Here is a 17,350-nt window from a genome sequence, read left to right as displayed (position 1 = left end):
ATTTCACGGCTGCTACAGCGCTACGCAGCCTTACGCCAGCGGGATAACGCACAGTTTACAGTAATGGCTCCGCTGACGAATCCACTGCGGAGAATCTGCGTTACGCGGGGCAGGAATCGGGGCCTTGGCCGATGCCCAGATTGACCGGCGGCGCGTCGAGCAAGCCCGACCAGGCCGGGTCCGATCCCCGTCCGTTGTAGCCGGCCTGGGACACGACGCGGCCCGACAGATCCACAGTCCACAGACGGGTGTCGCCGCCCGGGCTCTGGCGCGCGAAAGCGATGTAGCGACCATTCGGGGCCCATGACGGGCCTTCCTCGAAATAGGAGGACGAGAGGATCCGCTCGCCTGTGCCGTCGGACTTCATCACGCCGATGTGGAAGCGTCCGCCCTGCTGTTTGGTGAAGGCGATCAGGTCGCCGCGCGGGCTCCAGGCCGGGGCCGTGTAGCTGCCGCCGCCGCGGCTGATCGGGCGCTGGCCCGAGCCGTCGGCCCGCATGGTGTACAGGCGCGCCGAGCCCGAACGGTCGGAGGTGAAGACGATCTGGTTGCCGTCGGGGCTGAACGAGGGCGAGGTGTCGATGCCCGGATCGCTGGTCAGGCGCGACAACTGCCGACTGCGCAGGTTCATCACATAGACGTCGGTGTTGCCGCCCCGGATGATCGAGAAGGCCATCTTGGACCCGTCATTCGAGAAGCGCGGCGCCAGCACCTGGCCGTCGAACTCGCCAAGGCTTTCGCGGCGGCCCGTCGACAGATTGTAGAGGTAGATGCGGCTGTAGTCCTTACCCAGCGCCACATAGGTCACTTCGTCGGGGTTCGAGGCCGAGAAGCGCGGCGACATGATCACCTCGTCCCCCTGGGTCAGGAAGACGGGGTTGTAGCCGTCCTGGTCGACGATGGTCAGGCGCGACAGCTTGTTCAGCTGGGTGCCGCTCTCGGACACGAACAGCACGCGCGAATCGAAGAAGCCCGCCTCGCCGGTCAGGCGCTGATAGACCACGTCGGAAATCTTGTGCGCGATGCGGCGCCACTGCTCGGATGTGGCGGTGAACTGGTAGGAGACCAGCTGGCACTGGCGATAGGGGTCGTACAGGCGGAAGCCCACGTCGATCCGCCCGTCCGCGCGCGGCGTCACGCCGCCGTACAGCACCGCCTGGGCGCCGATGGAGGTCCACTGCGGAAAGTTCGGCGCATTAGCCAGAGTCAGGCCCGTCTCGACGAAGCTGGCCGGGTTCAGCGGGTCGAAGAAGCCTGAGCGCTTCAGATTGCCGCTGATGACGCCCGAAATCTGCGATCCGTTCTGGCCGGTGAAGGGCACGACCGCGATCTGAAGCGGACGCAGGACGCCCTCATCGACCACGACGTCCTGCATCGGCGCCGACTGCGGCGCCAACGACTGAGCCTGCGCGGATCCGCCCAGCGCCAGGGGGGCGGTCAACGCCAGCGCGGCGGCCGAGGCGAGAAAGCGGTTCAGGCGCATGGGTCATTCCTTCGCAGATCGTGACAGGGTCGAGACCGATCGCACCTCATAGCATCGGCGCGACTGGCAATCGCCAGCTTCACAAGGATTTGGGCGACTTTGGGGTGATAGACGGCCTTAGCCCCTAACGGTTCCCGCATTGGCGCTTGGTTTCAAAGCGGAAAGGCACTTCCTGGGATTGAAAGCCGTCGGGCACGGTGAAGGGCGAGGTCGCCCGCAAGGCCCGCAACATCGCCTCGGACGCCGCGCGCCAGGTCGGATTGTTCTGGGCGTCCTGAAGGCGTGGAGAGCCGATGATCTGTCCGTCTGCGCTCAGGCGCACCGTCACCCGGATGACGAGATCGTCCATGCCCGGCATGTCGCAGTTGATGTTCCAGTTCGGCGTCACCTGGGCGCCCAGGGCCGCGAGCTGCGGCCCGGTAGCGCGCGACGCGGCGCCAGCGCCTTGCTGGCCCGCGGCCGGACGGCCGGAGTTCTGGGTCGGGCGCGCCGGTCCCGCCAAAGCGTCCAGGTCCAGACCCGGCGCCGGGCGTGCAGGGCGCGGAGGCGTCGCGGGCGCCTTCTTCTCGGGCGGAGCCGGCGTAGGTCGAGGCGGCGTGGTCGCCTTCTTTTCCGGCGGGGTCGGCGTCGGTCGCGGCGCCGGCGTCGGCGCCTTCTTCTCGGGCGGCGTCGGCGTGGGACGCGGCGCGGGCGGCGTCGGGCGCGGCTGAGGCTGGGGCGCGGGCGGCGTCGGCTCGGGCTCCGGCGGCGTGGGTTCAGGCAGGGTCTCGACCGGCGCCGTTTCGCCGTCGTCGGGCGAAGGTTCTTCCTGCGGATTGTCGGCTGGCGCGGCGGCGATCTCGATATCCGAGACGATCGACACCGGCACCGAGTTCACCAGCGGCTTCATCTCGTCCTTCGACGACCATGACACGAGGGCGAGCGTCACCACCCCCGCGTGCAGGGCGATGGAGCCGAGGATGGCGGGACTGGGGCGGCGCAAGGTCCGTCAGCCCTCCGTCGGCTCGTCGGCGGCGGTGTCGGTGATGAGGTTCAGCTTGGTGAAGCCCGAGGCCGACAGGCGCGCCATCACGCGCGCAACGGCCTGATAGGGGGCGCGGCCGTCAGCGCGGATGAAGATGGCCTTCTCGCGCGCATTCTCGCCGCCCTCTTCAGCCACCCGCAGGGCCAGCTGCTCCCAGCGGACCTCGCCCTCGCCGATGAAGATGGCGCCGTTCCGGTCGATCGACACCGTCACGGGCTTGTCGGTCGTCTCCACCGCGCTGGCCTCGGTCTTGGGCAGTTCGAGCGGGACGCCGACCGTCAGCAAGGGCGCCGAGATCATGAAGATGATCAACAGCACCAGCATGACGTCCACCAGAGGCGTGACGTTGATCTCGCTCAGCGGCCGTTTGCGCGCCCGGCGACGGCCCCGACCGCCGCTTGAGCCTCCTGCAGCACCCATCGCCATGGATCAGACGCCCCGGCGCAGGTTCAGGTCCGCAGACGGCGGCGGGGGGGGCGGCGGGGTCGAAGGCGCGCCCAGACGCCGGGCGATGGCCGACTGCAGATCGTCGGCGAAGGCTTCCAGGCGGCCGGTGAACTTGCCCGCCGACACCGAGAAGGCGTTGAAGGCGATATAGGCCGGAATGGCGGCGCCCAGGCCGATGGCCGTGGCGAACAGGGCTTCGGCGATGGCCGGCGCAACCGTCGTCAGGTTGGTGTTGCCCGCCGCCGCGATGCTGTCGAAGGCGTTCATGATGCCCCACACCGTGCCGAACAGGCCGATGAAGGGCGAAGACGTGGCGACGACGGACAATACGCCCAGACCGTTCTCGATCTTCTGGCTTTCGCGGGCGATGACGGAATCCAGGCCGCGGTCGATGCGGCCGATCAACATGGAGCCCTGCGTGTCCGTCATGGCGCCGCGCGCGCGCGCCTCGCGCCAGTCCTGCAAGGTCAGCACCAGCATGCGCGGCAGGGGATCGGCCGGCTGCGGCCCCGCCTGGGCGGCGACCTCTTCCAGCGAACGACCGCTCTCGACCTGCTTTTCGAACTCGGTCGCGCGGGCGTTCATGCGCGAGAAGCGCACCGCCTTGTCGATGATGATGGTCCAGGACCAGACCGAGGCCACGGCCAAGCCGATCATCACTGTCTTCACCACCCAGTCGGCGGTCATGAACAGCTCGATGGGGTTCAGCAGAGAGGCGTCGACGGGCGGTGTCATGCGTGGTCCTTGGCGAACGGTCCGATTATTCCGCCAGTTGCACCGGGCGGACGTGGCGGTTTCATGGCGGCGGTCTAAACGGCGTCGCGGCCTGCGTCATCAGGCGACAGGTGACAACATCGTTATTGTGGAAGCGGGCCTTGAGAGTGGCGACTATTCCGTCCCCGGAAGCCAGGGCGTGACCAGTTCCACCAGCCGCTTCGTCGGCCGCCGGGGCCGTCCGTCCAGGTGGATGCACACGGCGACGACATCCGCCCTGCACAGCGCCTCGCCGTCCCGCTCGACCGTCTGGCGGATGATCAGGCGCGGTCCCTTGATCGCCTCATAGCGGGTGCGCACCACCAGGGCGTCGTCGATCCGCGCCGGCTTCAGATATTTGATCGCCAGGTCCGAGACGACGAAGGCCAGCGGCTCATCCTGCTCCAGCAGGTCCGCGTGCCCTACCCCGGCCAGACGCAAAAAGTCCGACCGTCCCCGCTCGAAATAGCGGACGTAGTTGGCGTGATAGACCAGACCGGTGAAGTCGGTGTCCTCATAGTAGACCCGCACGGGCAACAGGTGGTCGCGGCCGTCGAAACGGCCTGCGCTGGGTTGGTCGGTCATGGTCGGTCAGCTCTTGCCGGCGGCGGGGACTGGGGCGTCGAAGCCCGGACAATAGCGCGATTTGAGCGTCGCGAACTCGCCGCTCAGCGGATCATGGCTCATCAGGATGCGGTTGGGTCGCGACACGAAGGCCACGGCCTCCTTGCGTCCCTTCAGCCCGGCGTAGCCGCAGGCCGCTCGGCCGCGTCCCGCCTCGATATAGCGAACCTCGGCCTCTGCCCCCATCTGCTCGCGCACCTGAGACAAGGCCCGCTCCGCAGGCGTCGTCTGTCGCGGGCCAAAGCGCGCGCCCTGATTCACGGCGTAGAGGCTGAACCCGCCCAGCACCACGACAGCCGCGCCGAGCGCGACGATCACATGGTTCATCCTGCGGGGATGGGCCAAGGCCAGCCTCCTTCTGGGAAGACGGAGGATGACCGGCTTCGCCGCCGAGGTGAAGCCCTCTTGCGAAAGAGTCGCGGCTTATTTCCCGAACAGGTCCGGGGCGACGGCGGGCGGGGCGGGGGGTGTTTCCAGCCCCAGGTGCTCATAGGCGCGGGCGCAGGCCATCCGGCCGCGCGGCGTGCGCTGGATGAAGCCTTGTTGCAGCAGATAGGGCTCGATCACGTCCTCGACCGCATCGCGCGCCTCGGCGATCGCGGCGGCCAGGGTGTCCATGCCGACCGGACCGCCGCCGTAATTCTCGATCAGGGCCTTGAGGAAGCGGCGGTCCAGGCTGTCCAGCCCGGCCTCGTCCACCTCCAGTCGCGCCAGCGCCCGCGCCGCGGCCAGCCGGTCGATGGGGGTCCCTTCCGCGTCCGCGAAATCCCGCACCCGCCGCAGCAGGCGCCCGGCGATGCGCGGCGTGCCGCGCGCCCGGCGTGCGATCTCCATCGCCCCGTCCTCGGTGATGGCGGCCCCCATCTTGCGCGCCGCGCCCCGGATCACCGCCGTCAGCTCTTCGGGCGTATAGAACTCCAGCCGCAGCGGGATGCCGAAACGGTCGCGCAACGGCGTCGCCAGCAGGCCCGCCCGCGTCGTCGCCCCGACCAGGGTGAAGGGTGCCAGGTCGATCCGCACGCTGCGCGCCGAGGGCCCTTCGCCGATGATCAGGTCCAGCACATGGTCCTCCATCGCCGGATAGAGGATTTCCTCCACCTGGGGCGCCATGCGGTGGATCTCGTCGATGAACAGGACGTCGCGCGGTTCGAGGTTGGTCAGGATCGCCGCCAGATCGCCCGCCTTGGCCAGGATGGGGCCGGAGGTGGCGCGGAAGCCCACGCCCAGTTCGCGCGCCACGATCTGCGCCAGCGTCGTCTTGCCCAGCCCCGGAGGCCCGAACAGCAGAACGTGATCCAGCGCCTCGGAACGGCCGCGCGCCGCGTCGATGAAGACCTTCAGATTGCCCTTGGCCGCCGACTGGCCGACGAACTCGGACAGGGTCTGGGGGCGCAGGGCGCGGTCGTACTGCTCGCCGGGCGCGGGCGCAGGCGAGATGATGCGGTCGTCGGTCATGCGGCGGCCCTCATCGTCCCAGCTCCTGCAGGGCAGTGCGGATGACCAGCGGCAGTTCCGCCTCCTCGCCCAGCTTGATCAGGGCGTGATCCACGGCGCGGCCGGCGTTGACCTCGGCGATGCCCAGACCCAGCAGGGCGGCGACCGCCTCCCCCGTGACGCTGGGCGGCGGCGGAGCGATGGCCGCGGCCTCGGCGTGGACGCCCGGCGCCGTCGGGGCGAAGACGCCGTCGGTCAGGCTCTTGCCCTTCAGTTCGGTGACGATGCGCAGGGCCAGCTTCGGCCCCACGCCGTTGGCGCGGCCGACGGCGGCCTTGTCCTCGCGTGCGACGGCGGCGGCCAGTTCGGCGGGCGGCAGGACGTCCAGCACCCCAAGCGCCGCCTTCGGCCCCACGCCCTGGATGGTCTGCAGCAGGGTGAAGACCTTGCGCTCGTCACGCGTCAGGAAGGCGTAGAGGCGCGGCCCCTGGTCCTGGCTCCACTGGCTGTGAATGAACAGGGTGGTCTCGTCGCCCGGCGCGGGCAGACGCCCCAGCGTGCGCGCCCCGCAACTGGCGACATAGCCGACCCCGCCGCAGTCGATCAGGCATTCCGCCTCCCCAACCTCGGCCAGAACACCCCGCAGACGACCGATCATGCCGCGCCTCGCACCGATACCGCCTTGAACCGGCGATGGTGAGCGTGGGTGACGGCCACGGCCAGCGCATCGGCGGCGTCGGCCTTCACTTCGCCGGAAGCGGGCAGCAGCCGTTTCACCATGAAGGCGATCTGACTCTTGTCGGCCTGCCCGGCCCCCACCACCGCCTTCTTGATCAGGGTCGGGGCGTATTCGGCGACGGAAAGACCCGCCCGCGCCGGGGCCAGCATGACCGCCGCCCGCGCATGGCCCAGCTTCAGCGTCGAGGCCGGATTGACGTTGACGAAGACCTCCTCGATCGCCGCCTCGTCGCAATCATAGGCGGCGCAGACCTCGCCGACCTGCTCGAGCAGATGCAGCAGCCGCTCGGAGAAGGGCGCCTTCTCATTCGGCGCCACCACGCCGTGCGCGATCCAGCGCAGGCGGCTGCCCTCGCTTTCGATGACGCCCCAGCCGGTGCGGCGCAGGCCGGGGTCGAGCCCCAGGATCCGAGTCGTTTCGTTCGCCATCCGTTCCTATTGCCCCAAAGAGGGTTAGCGAACAATGACCGGGCGCTCGGCGGTCAGCCTCAGTCGTCAGCTCAAGGTCCGCTCAGTCGTCTCGGGGCATGACCGAATAGCCCGCCAACCCCGCCTGTTCGGCCAGAACACTGGACAGGGCGTCGACCTGCAGCGGCATCGGTCCGCGCGCCTTGACGTGCTGTTCATGGATCAGGCCGTCGGGACTGACGACGTGACCGATGCGGGTCGGTCTCAACCCCTTGTCGGCCAGCAAGGCGCGCAGCACCTTCTCGTCCGGCGCGGCGCCCCGCGTCCAGCGCAGGGTGACGTCCATCACGCCCACGTGCGGCAGGCGCGCATCCAAAAAGCGCAGGATGGCCAGCACCAGCAGGGTCGCCCCCGCCGCGATCAGCCCCAGCTTCCACAGGCCGACGCCGAACATCACGCCGATGGCCGAGGTGGTCCACAAGGACGCCGCCGTGGTCAAGCCGTGAACCGAAAAGCGCTCGCGGAAGATCACGCCGGCGCACAGGAAACCGATGCCCGTCAGGATGCCGTGCGCCATCCGCGTCGGGTCGATCACCAGCCGTTGCTCAGGCAGGGCGACGAACCCCCAGCTGGCCTGATGCATGGCCGCCAGCATCAGCACGCACGAGGTCATGCTGACCAGAATATGGGTGCGGAACCCCGCCGGATGGCCGTGATAGGTCCGCTCGATGCCGATCAACCCCCGGCCACCATGGCCGAAGCCACCGGCGCCAACAGCGCCATCTCCTCGACGCCCCAATGCGTCACGCCCCAGTCAATCGCCATGGTTCAACCGCTCCCAACGACCGTTCAGGTTGAACCGCGCCGGAGCGCCTCGCAAGCCGTCAGTCGTCGCGCGGATCCAGCACATAGCCGCAGACGGAAGGCAGGGCCGACAGCCGCGCCGCCAAGGCCTTCAGAGCGCCTTCGCCCTCGATGCGGACGCGCCAGCTGCGGCGCACGACGGCGCCGTCGTCGATCAGCTCAAAGCGGTCCGGCGCGGGCGCAGGATCCAAGGCGCGCAGGGCCTCTTCGACTTCCGCCTCGGGTGAAGGGCTATCGCGGCGCCAGCGCACCTCCACGTCAGTCAGGGTCTGGGCAGGCAGCCGCGCGCTCACCAGCCTGAGCGCTACGAGGATCAGCCCCGTGATCACCGTCCCGGCGGCGCCCAGGGCGAAAAGCCCCGCCCCGAACAGCAGCCCGATGGCCGAGGTGATCCACAGCGACGCCGCCGTCGTCAGGCCGTGGATAGAAAAGCCCGTGCGAAAGATCACCCCCGCGCACAGGAAGCCGATCCCGGTCAGCACCCCGTGGGCCATGCGGGTGGGATCAGTGACGATGTTCTCGTCCGGCAGGGCGCGGAAGGCCCAGTCGGCTTGCGTCATGGCCGCCAGCATCAACAGACACGACGCCAGGCTGACCAGGATGTGGGTGCGGAACCCCGCCGCCCGGCCCCGCCACTCGCGCTCAAAGCCGATCGCGCCGCCGGCCACCAGCGCCCCGGCGATGGGCAGGACGATTGTTTCCAGCCAGGCCGCGTCAACCATGCTTTTCGACGTAGGCTTCGGGGTCCTTGTTGACCGGCTTCACTCCGGTGATGTGGCGCGCCTGGAAGGCGGCGTAGCGCACGCCGAGCTCATGACGTGTCTTCAGGTCGGCGTTAATGCGGAAATCCGTCAGCCCCTGGCGCTCTTCCTCGCCCATGTGCTTGGAGTTGACGACGTTGGCCTCGCCTACCGCCTCGAACCACGCCTTGCTGCCGATCTTGTGCTTGGCCACGGCCTTGACCGCGTCGCGCAGCTTGTTGTGGTCTTCGATGGCGTCCTCGGTCTCGCCCTCGACCGTGCCGTCCTCAGCGTCGTTGGCCCCCTCGCCCAGCTTCAGCAGCTCGGGATAGAAATGCTGCTCCTCGGCCTCGGCGTGGGCGTCCAGGAAGGCCGACAACCGCCCCCACACCGCCTCCAGCGCCTCTACGTCCTTGCCGTCGATCTGCTCAATGAGCGAGAACAGACGCCGCTGTTCAGCGTGGTCGTCGAGGATCAGCTGGGTGATGTCCATGGCGTAAAGCTCCCTTGGCGGCCAGGCTTGACCCTCTAGAAGCCGTGGTGACGCTTGTGAGTTCCCGCCTCCCACGCCGGCAAGAGTTCAGGCATAATGGCGTCTTGGAACAAACGCCGGAGCCGCCCCCATGTCTCCTCGTATCCCTCGCTTGCTTGTCATCGCCGGTCTGAGCCTGGCCGCCGCAGCGAGCGCCAGCGCGTCCGCCGCCTCTTTCCCGCAGGATGCTCGGGCCGACTTCATGAGCCGCTGCCGCGAGCGCGCCCTGGCCCAGAACCCCGGCGCCGACTGGGCCGACTCCTACTGCGCCGAAACCTGGCCAGCGGTGACGCGCTCCAATCCCCTGGTCGACGCCATCCTGGCCCCGTTCGCCCAGGGCGCGCCCGCCGCCCTGGATCCCGCCGATGTGAGAGCGCGGACCGCCGCCGTGCGCTGGCTGCCCGCCCGCCCTGGCGCCCAGGCGTTCGAGGGCGCCATCGGGTCGGTGAGGGCCGTGGCGCGGCGCGCGCCGACCGCGGTGCTGGAGTTGAGCTGGACCGCTGTGGGCGAACCCGTCCCATATGAGGTCGTGGAGGCATTGAGGACGCGCGGCGCCCGCGTCTCCCCGATCGGCTGCTACGCCTTCGGCGCCGGCGAATCCAACACCGTCTACCGCGTGGAGGCGGCGGGACACGTCCCCTTCGCCATGACCGTCTATCGTCGCGAGGCGCCGACGGCCAACGCCTGGTCCACCCTGACGATCACGGCGGACGCGGAAAGAAACATCCCGACGCTCGACAGCCTCAGGGCCGCCGAGCGTGATTCAGAATGGACGACGGACTGCGGCTGAGCGATCAGCCCGCGAACTTGGCCGCGTCTTCGTCCGAGATGTTTTCGTTGGAGTAGACCTGCTGCACGTCGTCTTCGGCGTCCAGCGCGTCCAGAAGCTTGAACAGGGTGCCGACGGAATCGCCCTCCAGGTCGATTTCCGACTGCGGCTTCCAGACGATGGCGGTCGACTTGGGATCGCCCAGCACCTTGGACATGGCCTCGGCCACCTCGTTCAGGTCCTCGAAGGCGGTCCAGATGGTGTGGCCCGGCGCGTCCTCATAGATGTCCGGCTTGACCAGGTCGCTCTCGACGTCCTGGGCGCCGGCCTCGATGGCGGCTTCCATGACGGCGTCCTCGGACCCAGCCTCGGCCGGATAGCGAATCTCGCCCACCCGGTCCCACATGAAGGTGACCGAGCCCGATTCGCCCAGCGCCCCGCCATTCTTGGCGAAGGCCGAGCGCACGCCCGAGGCGGCGCGGTTGCGGTTGTCGGTCAGCACCTCGACGATGACCTGGACGCCGCCGGGGCCGCGGCCCTCGTAGCGGATTTCCTCCATCGCATCGACTTCGCCGCCCGAGGCCTTCTTGATGGCGCGCTCGATGTTGTCCTTCGGCATCGATTCGGCCTTGGCGTTGTTCACCGCCAGGCGCAGCCGGGGGTTCATCGCCGGGTCGGGCATCCCCGACTTGGCCGCCACGGTGATTTCCCGTGACAGACGCGAAAAGAGCTTGGAGCGCACGGCATCGGCGCGCCCCTTGCGGTGCATGATGTTCTTGAATTTCGAATGGCCGGCCATGGTCTCACCCGACAGGAATTTGTAAGTTGGGGCAGGTCCTTTAATGGACAGGCTCCCTTCTGTCACGTGAGGGGAACCGCCGGACCGCGCCGGGGATTAAGCGCGGGCATGTTTGGGAGACGCCGATGGCCGCCGCTGACGACACCTATCTGGACGAAGCCTATGACGAAGGCATCGACCACGCCCATGCCGGCGAGATCGTGCAATGGTACGCAAAGCGCCCGGTGACGGTCTCCACCGCCGCCGCCACCAGCTCTTTGGTCGGCGCCTTCGCCCTGGGTGTTCTGACCACCATCGGCGCCCTGGCCGTCATGCGTCTGTACGACCGCGACTGAGCGTTACGCGGCGCCCTGAGCCATCAGGGCCTCGACTTCGGCGCGGTCGCCCAGCGATGGCTGCGCGCCCGGCCGGGTCGCCGCCAGCGCCCCGGCCGCACAGGCGAAATGCAGCGCGTCATTCGGCGTCATGCCCTCTAGCAGCGCGACCGTGATCGCCCCGACAAAGGCGTCGCCCGCCCCCACCGCATCGACGGCCTTGATGCGCGGCGGCGTGGCCCAGGCCATCTCGACCCCGCGGCGATACATGACCGCCCCGCGCGCGCCCTTGGTCACGACCACCATGCCCCCGCCGACGTGCAAAGCGTCGCCGTAGAAGGCGGCCTCCGTCTCATTGACCACCAGCAGGTCGGCCCGGCGCAACAAGGCCTCCGACACCGGCGCGGCGGGCGCCAGGTTGACGCAGACGAAGTCCGTCGCCCGCCCGACCGCCGCCTCGACCGTCTCTATGGGCAGCTCCAGCTGAGCGATGAGCGGGCATTCGATGCGCGCAGGCAGTTGTTCCGGCGTGGCGAAATGGTTGGCGCCGGCGGCCACGGTGATCTGGTTCTCGCCGGTCGGATCGACCGTGATCAGGGCTACGCCTGTCGGCGCCGCGATGTCCGTCTCCACCCCCGACAGATCAACCCCGTGCGCCAGCATCAGGGCGACCGCCGCGCCGGACATCTCGTCGTCGCCCACGCGCCCGATCAGACTGACCTCCGCGCCCAGCCGGCGCGCCGCCAGCGCCTGATTGGCGCCCTTGCCGCCCGGATGACGCGACAGGCTCGCCCCCGTCACCGTCTCGCCCGGCGCGGGCAAGGACGGCGCGGCCGCGACGAAATCCAGATTGATCGAGCCGACGACGGTGATCCTCATGCGCCTTCTCCCAAACGCTGGGTGATCAAGGCGAAGATTCCGGCCGCATCGGCCTTGGTCGCCCAGAAGTGGTCGGCGTTCGCCGCATCGACGCGGAACTCGACCGCCGTGTGGCCGCGGGTCAGTTCGCTTTCGGTCTCGACCTCGATGCGGCAGGGCCTGAGCTCGAACAGATCCGGCTTCAGCAGCCAGGCGACCGTGCAGGGATCATGCAGAGGCCCGGCGTCCCAGCCGACGATCTGCCGCTCTACCCGCTGGGAGAAGCGCAGCATCGCCGCCGCCGTCTTCGCCGAGGCCGTGGGCAGGGCCTCAATCGACGCGATCCTCGCCTCGGTCGCCCGCACCTGGTGGGTGACGTCCAGCCCCATGACGATCATGCGGCAGCCGGACGCGAAGACCTCGGCCGCCGCGTCCGGGTCGGCCCAGATGTTGAATTCGGCCGAGGCGGTGATGTTGCCGCCCTCGCTGCGCGCGCCGCCCATGACCACCACCGGTCCCAGATGCGCCGCCAGCGTAGGCTCGGCGCGCAGGGCCAGGGCCAGATTGGTCATCGGCCCCATGACCGCCAGGGCCACGGAGCCAGCCGGGCGCGCCATCACCTGCTGCACGATGGCGCCCGCCGCCGTACCCTCGGCGACCGGGCCCACGGGCTCGAAGGGCGTCAGGTCGCCCAGACCTTCGCGTCCGTGAAACTCGCCCGCCCCGGCGGGGGCGCGGCGCAGCGGCCGTTCAGCGCCGGCATAGACAGGCACGTCCTCCCGCCTCGCGATTTGGCGCAGGATGCGCGCGTTGCGCGCGGTCTTGGCGGCGCTGACGTTGCCCCCGACCGTCGTCACGGCCAGCAAGTCGAGGTCAGGCGAGGCGAAGGCGGTCAGCAACCCGGTGGCGTCGTCCACGCCCGGGTCGCAATCGATGATCAGGCTCTGTTTCACCGGCCTGATGTGCCGCCTGCCGCCGCGCGAATCAATCGCGCTTCGCCTGAGATCAGTCTTCGCCGACCATCGAGGTCCAGGGATCGACGCGTCCAGCCTCGACCTCGGCGACCTTGACTGCGGGCCAGCCGATGCTGCTGCTGGCCGACACGCGCCAGGCGGCCGACACGAAGTCGCGCAGTTCCGACGCGCCAGCCGCCAGCCGCTCGGTGACAAAGACCGCGCCGCGCGGATCCGTGTCCTTGAACGCGCCCGCCTTCTCCATGCGATAGAAGGGGATGACCGTGGCCAGGGTGGCGTTCAGGTGCGAGGCCGTGCGGGCCCGCAGGTCGAACCCCTCGATGTTCATCGGGATCATGGCTGCCTCGACCGCATCCTGACGCAGGGTTCGGCTGGTGAAGGCGCCTTCAAAGTCGCCGTGGGTGCGTCGCGAGGTGGTGAAACGCTCAGGGTTCGTCTCGCCGGCCCAGCCGTTGAAGTGGATGGTCGTGTGGTGCGGCTGGGACGCATCGCCGACGAAGTGGCTCAACACGCCTATGTCGCGCAGGATCAGTTGCTCGCGGCGCTGCCGGTCGGCGCGATACCAGGCCTGTTTGGCCAGGTCCGGCTCGCGCGCCTCAGCGGCGCTCAGCACGCGCCAATAGGCGAAGTCGCGCTCCAGGTTCTGCCAGGCGTCCATGATGGCGTAGGGCAGATAACCCGCCTTATCCACGTCCAGACCGGCGCGGATCAGGGCGGCGTCGTATTCAGACTTGAGACGCGGCAGATCGGCCATGGTCATGCCGCGCGCGTCCATCACCCGGCCCTCATCATCCATGTCGACGAAGTGGGCGGTGTCGCGCTCGCGGTCGTGCGGCTGACCCGCGCCCTTCCAGCGGTCCGGCTCGCGCGAATACTCGCCGACGTCGGCGGCGGCCCCGGCGGTGCGCAGGAAGCCCGGCAGATCCCCAGGCAGGTGACGCATCGCCGTCACGCCGATCACCCTGTGCCCCGAACTGCCCCAGGCCTCGACCTGCACGGCCGGCGCCGCGATCAGCATCAAGGCGGCGGCGGAAATCATCAGTCGTTTGACTTGTCGGTTCATGAGGCGGCGCCATCGGAAAATTCAGGAGGGGAAACGTCGGCTTATCCCATTCCTACGCTCGCCTCTACCCGCACGAGACGACGGTCGCAGCGCCGATCACGCCGCCGTTATCTTGACTTCACCGCCAGCTTTTCTTGCCAATAAAGTGTTAGCGGACACAATCAAGTCGTTAACGCAGCTGGCACACATCAAAGTATAGAACTTAAATCCGGCCAATACTTATGTCGTCAGGCCATCACATTCTAAGACAGACCCGCGATAGACTAGCCGCATTTGCGCCTTATCCACTACCGATACAGCGACTGATCTCATTCGCCGCAATTGCGCCGCAATTGATCGTCAGAAACCGCCGTGCCGGAGCGTGTCGGGACCGGTGCTGCATGAAGTTTGATCGATGTTGAGCACGGCCGCCGCGCTTGCCACGCTATGGACCATGGCCTTCTCCGGGTCCGGAGAGCCTGTCCCTTACGACACCGCCGTCGTCCGCGACGCCGCAATCGTAGAAGCCGCCGCGACGGCCCCTGGTTCCATCAAAACCGCCGAAACGGCGGATCTGTCGGCCGAACAGCTCGAGCTGATGTCCGGCGATCCCGACTGGCGCGCCTCGGCCCGCCTGTATCACGCCGGCGGCGGCGGGGCGACCGGCAACGATTCCCTGGGTTGCCGCCCCATTCCGATGCGCACGGTCGCGGTTGACCCGCGCGTCATCCCACGCCGCACCAAGCTGTTCATCCGCGAGACGGTCGGCCTGCCCTTGTCCAACGGCGAAGTGCACGACGGCTATTGGTACGCCTCCGACACCGGCGGCGCGATCAAGGGCGCCAAGATCGATCTCTACACCGGCCACGGCCGCGCCTCGATGCGCCCGGCCATGAGCCTGAATATGAAGACCCTGACCATCGCCGACGCCGGCGATTTCGACGGCTGCCCCCCGGCTTGGGAAACGGCCTCGAACTAAGGCCCTTCAGCCTGACGACAAAAAGGGCGGCCGGATCGAACCGGCCGCCCTTTTTCGTTGCGCTTCAGTTCGACCTCAGAACTTCCGCTTGCCGCTGACCGTCTCGAAGAACAGACGGAAATCGCCCATCAGGCTCCAGAGCGGATATTTGAACGTCGCCGGCCGGTTCTTCTCAAAGAAGAAATGCCCGACCCAGGCGAAGCCGTAGCCGATCAGCGGCATAGCCAGCAGCCACCAGGCGTTGCGCGTCGCCACAAAGGCGATGAAGGCCGCAATCACCAGCCCCGTCCCGATCACATGGATGCGTCGGCACGTCCGGTTGGAGTGCTCGTGGATGTAATAGGGGTAGAAGGCCTCGAACGAGGCGTACCGCCCTTGGGATTGCTCGATGCTCATGGCCCCAGCCTGCCCCCGGATCGCGTCGGGGGCAAGTCAGGGATCATCGATCAGGGATCAACGATCAATCGAAGCGCTTGCCCGCCTTCTTTGGACCCTTGGCGAAAGGCTTGGCGCCTGCCTTGAAGTCCGGCTTGCCCTTAAAGCCCGGCTTGGGCGTGAAGGGCTTCTTGTCGCCCTTGTCCTTGAAGCCCGGCTTCTTGCTGAAGCCGCCCTCGCCCGGCGCGACATCCGCGCGGGGCGCATAGGGCTTCTTCTTGAAGGGGCGTTCGCCATCTGCGCTGCGGCCCGCGTCGCCGTCAGGGCTCCACGGCTTCTTCTTGAACGGCGGGCGGCCCTGGCCGTCCTCGTCGCGGCGGAACGGCTTCTTGGCGTAGGGGCGAGCCTCGCCGTCCCGTTCAGCATTGCGATTGCGCGCGCCCTTCATCGACCCAGGCGTCGGCGCCTCGGACGGGGTGATCCGGGCCTCTTCCTTGCTCTGGGCGGCGGCGGCGCGGAAGGCGTCGGCGTGGCTCAGGGCGATCTCGAAGCGCGTCTCTTCGGGGAAGGTGCGGATCGAGCCGATCTGCTGCTTGGTCACGCCGCCGATGCGGCAGATCAGCGGGATCAGCCATTTGGGATCGGCGTTGCGGTTGCGCCCGATGTCCAGACGGAACCAGGTGACTTCGTCCGGCTGCAGGCGATCGCCCGGCCATGGCGCGGGGGCGTAGTCGTCGCCGCCTGCCGCGTCGCGATCGCGGCGTTGCTTGCGCTGCGGCCCTTCGCCAGGATCGGTCAGATCTTCCGGCGCCGGCAGGTTCTTGCGCAGCAGCACCAGCAGGGCGCGGGCCAGATCGTCCGGCGTGCGCTCCTTGACCAGCGTCGCGATCAGACCGGCATCCTCGTCCGAGCCTTCCTCGGCGAAGACGGGCGCGGCCAGCAGGCGCTGTTCGTCCTGAGCGCGGATTTCCTCGGCGGTCGGCGCGCCCGACCAGACGGCCTCGACCCCGGCCGAGCCCAGCAGCATCTCGGCCTTGCGGCGACGGCTGTGCGGGACCAGCAGGACCGAGATCCCCTTTTTGCCCGCGCGGCCGGTGCGGCCCGAGCGGTGCAGCATGGTCGCCTTGTTGATCGGCAATTCGGCGTGGATCACCAGCCCCAGATCGGGCAGGTCCAGGCCCCGCGCGGCCACGTCGGTGGCGACGCAGACGCGGGCGCGGCGGTCGCGCAGAGCCTGCAGCGCCTCATTGCGCTCGCGCTGGCCCATCTCGCCCGACAGGGCCACCGAGGCGAAGCCCCGCTCGACCAGCGAGGCCTGAAGATGGCGCACCGAATCCCGCGTGGAGCAGAACACCAGCACCCCCGGCGCCTCGAAATAGCGCAGCACGTTGACCACGGCGCGCTCGATCTCGTTCGGCGCGATGCGCATGGCGCGGTATTCGATGTCGTTGTGCGGCTGGCTGCGGTCGACGGTGTCGATGCGCACCGCGTCCTTCTGATAGCGCTTGGCCATGATCGCGATGTCGCGGGCGATGGTGGCCGAGAACAGCAGGGTGCGGCGCTCTTCCGGCGCCTGGTCGAGGATGTATTCCAGGTCCTCGCGGAAACCCATGTCCAGCATCTCGTCGGCTTCATCCAGCACGACGACGCGGGCGGCCGACAGGTCAAGCGCCCCGCGGTCGATGTGGTCCTTCAGGCGGCCCGGCGTGCCAACCACGACGTGGGCGCCGTAGTTCAGGGCGCGCGCCTCCTTGCGGGCGTCCATGCCGCCGACGCAGGTGACGATCTTGGCGCCCGCCTCGGCATAGAGCCACTCCAGCTCGGCCGCGACCTGCAGCGCCAGTTCGCGCGTCGGGGCGATCGCCAGCATCAGCGGCGTATCTGCCTGACCGAACCGCTCGTCCTCGCCCAGCAGGGTCGGCGCCGCCGCCAGGCCGAAGGCCACCGTCTTGCCCGAGCCCGTCTGGGCCGAAACCAGCAGATCCGCCTCGCCGTGGCCTTCCAGCACGGCCGCCTGGACCGGCGTGGGCTCGGCATAGCCCTTGTTTATGAGCGCGCGGTCAAGCGCGGGATGGATCGCGGGAAAGGGCATGAAGGGCCTGGAAATTCAGATGAGGCGACCGTTAAACGGCCGCGCCCGGCGAGGCGTCGCAGCCTGCCGGGCGTCGGGGAAGGCGCTCCCTATACACGAAT

21 protein-coding genes are annotated in these 17,350 nt (G+C 68.5%); 3 read left to right on the top strand and 18 right to left on the bottom strand.

What is annotated here, in order from left to right; genetic code table 11:
- Positions 1-100 precede the first annotated feature (100 nt).
- From tolB to H9656_RS10195, 12 genes are all read right to left on the bottom strand, one after another.
- The gene (gene tolB, locus H9656_RS10250; protein WP_225212434.1) at positions 101-1,483 is read right to left on the bottom strand and encodes a Tol-Pal system beta propeller repeat protein TolB; all 1,383 of its coding nucleotides are present in this window, start codon (positions 1,481-1,483) and stop codon (positions 101-103) included.
- A 124-nt stretch (positions 1,484-1,607) separates the two neighbouring features.
- The gene (locus H9656_RS10245; RefSeq protein WP_191744156.1) at positions 1,608-2,465 is read right to left on the bottom strand and encodes a TonB C-terminal domain-containing protein; all 858 of its coding nucleotides are present in this window, start codon (positions 2,463-2,465) and stop codon (positions 1,608-1,610) included.
- 6 nt (positions 2,466-2,471) lie between these two features.
- A complete protein-coding gene (locus H9656_RS10240) occupies positions 2,472-2,933 on the bottom strand; it encodes an ExbD/TolR family protein (protein WP_191744155.1) in 462 nt (153 codons plus the stop codon).
- Positions 2,934-2,936: 3 nt separating this feature from the next.
- Positions 2,937-3,689: a protein TolQ gene (gene tolQ / locus H9656_RS10235; RefSeq protein ID WP_191744154.1), complete on the bottom strand. Its 753-nt coding sequence runs from the start codon at positions 3,687-3,689 to the stop codon at positions 2,937-2,939.
- Between the two features lie 153 nt (positions 3,690-3,842).
- The gene (ybgC, locus tag H9656_RS10230; RefSeq protein WP_191744153.1) at positions 3,843-4,292 is read right to left on the bottom strand and encodes a tol-pal system-associated acyl-CoA thioesterase; all 450 of its coding nucleotides are present in this window, start codon (positions 4,290-4,292) and stop codon (positions 3,843-3,845) included.
- A 6-nt stretch (positions 4,293-4,298) separates the two neighbouring features.
- On the bottom strand, positions 4,299-4,676 hold the full coding sequence (locus H9656_RS10225) for a hypothetical protein (RefSeq protein WP_225212433.1): 378 nt from the start codon (positions 4,674-4,676) through the stop codon (positions 4,299-4,301).
- Positions 4,677-4,754: 78 nt separating this feature from the next.
- Positions 4,755-5,786, bottom strand: a complete 1,032-nt coding sequence (gene ruvB, locus H9656_RS10220; protein WP_191744152.1) for a Holliday junction branch migration DNA helicase RuvB — start codon at positions 5,784-5,786, stop codon at positions 4,755-4,757.
- Between the two features lie 10 nt (positions 5,787-5,796).
- Positions 5,797-6,423, bottom strand: coding sequence for a Holliday junction branch migration protein RuvA (gene ruvA / locus H9656_RS10215; protein WP_191744151.1), 627 nt, complete (start codon positions 6,421-6,423; stop codon positions 5,797-5,799).
- On the bottom strand, positions 6,420-6,932 hold the full coding sequence (gene ruvC / locus H9656_RS10210; RefSeq protein WP_191744150.1) for a crossover junction endodeoxyribonuclease RuvC: 513 nt from the start codon (positions 6,930-6,932) through the stop codon (positions 6,420-6,422). The genes ruvA and ruvC overlap by 4 nt, the downstream gene beginning before the upstream one ends.
- A gap of 82 nt (positions 6,933-7,014) precedes the next feature.
- Positions 7,015-7,650, bottom strand: coding sequence for an MgtC/SapB family protein (locus tag H9656_RS10205; RefSeq protein ID WP_225212432.1), 636 nt, complete (start codon positions 7,648-7,650; stop codon positions 7,015-7,017).
- 145 nt (positions 7,651-7,795) lie between these two features.
- Positions 7,796-8,497: an MgtC/SapB family protein gene (locus tag H9656_RS10200; protein WP_191744149.1), complete on the bottom strand. Its 702-nt coding sequence runs from the start codon at positions 8,495-8,497 to the stop codon at positions 7,796-7,798.
- Positions 8,490-9,008, bottom strand: coding sequence for a hemerythrin domain-containing protein (locus H9656_RS10195; protein WP_191744148.1), 519 nt, complete (start codon positions 9,006-9,008; stop codon positions 8,490-8,492). The genes H9656_RS10200 and H9656_RS10195 overlap by 8 nt, the downstream gene beginning before the upstream one ends.
- Positions 9,009-9,249: 241 nt before the next feature.
- Here H9656_RS10195 and H9656_RS10190 point away from each other — a divergent pair, with 241 nt between their 5' ends.
- Complete coding sequence (locus tag H9656_RS10190; protein WP_191744147.1) at positions 9,250-9,837, top strand: hypothetical protein; 588 nt, start codon at positions 9,250-9,252, stop codon at positions 9,835-9,837.
- A 4-nt stretch (positions 9,838-9,841) separates the two neighbouring features.
- On the opposite strand, the gene H9656_RS10185 is transcribed toward H9656_RS10190, so the two are convergent.
- A complete protein-coding gene (locus H9656_RS10185) occupies positions 9,842-10,615 on the bottom strand; it encodes a YebC/PmpR family DNA-binding transcriptional regulator (protein ID WP_191744146.1) in 774 nt (257 codons plus the stop codon).
- A gap of 125 nt (positions 10,616-10,740) precedes the next feature.
- Here H9656_RS10185 and H9656_RS10180 point away from each other — a divergent pair, with 125 nt between their 5' ends.
- Positions 10,741-10,950, top strand: a complete 210-nt coding sequence (locus H9656_RS10180; RefSeq protein WP_003163865.1) for a hypothetical protein — start codon at positions 10,741-10,743, stop codon at positions 10,948-10,950.
- A 3-nt stretch (positions 10,951-10,953) separates the two neighbouring features.
- Here the strand turns inward: H9656_RS10180 and H9656_RS10175 are convergent, their stop codons facing one another.
- From H9656_RS10175 to H9656_RS10165, 3 genes are read right to left on the bottom strand one after another with little or no spacing between them, the layout of a single operon-like run.
- On the bottom strand, positions 10,954-11,808 hold the full coding sequence (locus H9656_RS10175) for a ribokinase (RefSeq protein WP_191744145.1): 855 nt from the start codon (positions 11,806-11,808) through the stop codon (positions 10,954-10,956).
- Positions 11,805-12,740, bottom strand: a complete 936-nt coding sequence (locus tag H9656_RS10170; RefSeq protein ID WP_191744144.1) for a nucleoside hydrolase — start codon at positions 12,738-12,740, stop codon at positions 11,805-11,807. The genes H9656_RS10175 and H9656_RS10170 overlap by 4 nt, the downstream gene beginning before the upstream one ends.
- Positions 12,741-12,792: 52 nt before the next feature.
- Positions 12,793-13,824: a phospholipase C/P1 nuclease family protein gene (locus H9656_RS10165; RefSeq protein WP_191744143.1), complete on the bottom strand. Its 1,032-nt coding sequence runs from the start codon at positions 13,822-13,824 to the stop codon at positions 12,793-12,795.
- 394 nt (positions 13,825-14,218) lie between these two features.
- Between H9656_RS10165 and H9656_RS10160 the strand changes: the two genes are divergently transcribed.
- Positions 14,219-14,782, top strand: a complete 564-nt coding sequence (locus H9656_RS10160; protein ID WP_191744142.1) for a 3D domain-containing protein — start codon at positions 14,219-14,221, stop codon at positions 14,780-14,782.
- Between the two features lie 75 nt (positions 14,783-14,857).
- Here H9656_RS10160 and H9656_RS10155 read toward each other — a convergent pair whose 3' ends face one another.
- Both H9656_RS10155 and H9656_RS10150 read right to left on the bottom strand, forming a co-directional pair.
- Positions 14,858-15,178: an Mpo1-like protein gene (locus tag H9656_RS10155; RefSeq protein ID WP_191744141.1), complete on the bottom strand. Its 321-nt coding sequence runs from the start codon at positions 15,176-15,178 to the stop codon at positions 14,858-14,860.
- Positions 15,179-15,242: 64 nt separating this feature from the next.
- A complete protein-coding gene (locus tag H9656_RS10150) occupies positions 15,243-17,249 on the bottom strand; it encodes a DEAD/DEAH box helicase (protein WP_191744140.1) in 2,007 nt (668 codons plus the stop codon).
- Positions 17,250-17,350: the final 101 nt, after the last annotated feature.

Origin of the sequence: Brevundimonas guildfordensis, assembly GCF_014836405.1 — a bacterium.
In the GTDB taxonomy this organism is placed as follows: Bacteria; Pseudomonadota; Alphaproteobacteria; order Caulobacterales; family Caulobacteraceae; genus Brevundimonas; species Brevundimonas guildfordensis.
This window is presented reverse-complemented; position numbering and strand designations above follow the sequence as displayed.

Excerpts from the sequence above, each read along its gene's own strand:
- tolB (WP_225212434.1), bottom strand. The coding sequence starts at position 1,483 with ATGCGCCTGAACCGCTTTCTCGCCTCGGCCGCCGCGCTGGCGTTGACC.
- H9656_RS10240 (WP_191744155.1), bottom strand. The coding sequence starts at position 2,933 with ATGGCGATGGGTGCTGCAGGAGGCTCAAGCGGCGGTCGGGGCCGTCGC.
- tolQ (WP_191744154.1), bottom strand. The coding sequence starts at position 3,689 with ATGACACCGCCCGTCGACGCCTCTCTGCTGAACCCCATCGAGCTGTTC.
- ybgC (WP_191744153.1), bottom strand. The coding sequence starts at position 4,292 with ATGACCGACCAACCCAGCGCAGGCCGTTTCGACGGCCGCGACCACCTG.
- ruvB (WP_191744152.1), bottom strand. The coding sequence starts at position 5,786 with ATGACCGACGACCGCATCATCTCGCCTGCGCCCGCGCCCGGCGAGCAG.
- ruvA (WP_191744151.1), bottom strand. The coding sequence starts at position 6,423 with ATGATCGGTCGTCTGCGGGGTGTTCTGGCCGAGGTTGGGGAGGCGGAA.
- ruvC (WP_191744150.1), bottom strand. The coding sequence starts at position 6,932 with ATGGCGAACGAAACGACTCGGATCCTGGGGCTCGACCCCGGCCTGCGC.
- H9656_RS10200 (WP_191744149.1), bottom strand. The coding sequence starts at position 8,497 with ATGGTTGACGCGGCCTGGCTGGAAACAATCGTCCTGCCCATCGCCGGG.
- H9656_RS10195 (WP_191744148.1), bottom strand. The coding sequence starts at position 9,008 with ATGGACATCACCCAGCTGATCCTCGACGACCACGCTGAACAGCGGCGT.
- H9656_RS10190 (WP_191744147.1), top strand. The coding sequence starts at position 9,250 with ATGAGCCGCTGCCGCGAGCGCGCCCTGGCCCAGAACCCCGGCGCCGAC.
- H9656_RS10185 (WP_191744146.1), bottom strand. The coding sequence starts at position 10,615 with ATGGCCGGCCATTCGAAATTCAAGAACATCATGCACCGCAAGGGGCGC.
- H9656_RS10180 (WP_003163865.1), top strand. The coding sequence starts at position 10,741 with ATGGCCGCCGCTGACGACACCTATCTGGACGAAGCCTATGACGAAGGC.
- H9656_RS10175 (WP_191744145.1), bottom strand. The coding sequence starts at position 11,808 with ATGAGGATCACCGTCGTCGGCTCGATCAATCTGGATTTCGTCGCGGCC.
- H9656_RS10165 (WP_191744143.1), bottom strand. The coding sequence starts at position 13,824 with ATGAACCGACAAGTCAAACGACTGATGATTTCCGCCGCCGCCTTGATG.
- H9656_RS10160 (WP_191744142.1), top strand. The coding sequence starts at position 14,219 with ATGTTGAGCACGGCCGCCGCGCTTGCCACGCTATGGACCATGGCCTTC.
- H9656_RS10155 (WP_191744141.1), bottom strand. The coding sequence starts at position 15,178 with ATGAGCATCGAGCAATCCCAAGGGCGGTACGCCTCGTTCGAGGCCTTC.
- H9656_RS10150 (WP_191744140.1), bottom strand. The coding sequence starts at position 17,249 with ATGCCCTTTCCCGCGATCCATCCCGCGCTTGACCGCGCGCTCATAAAC.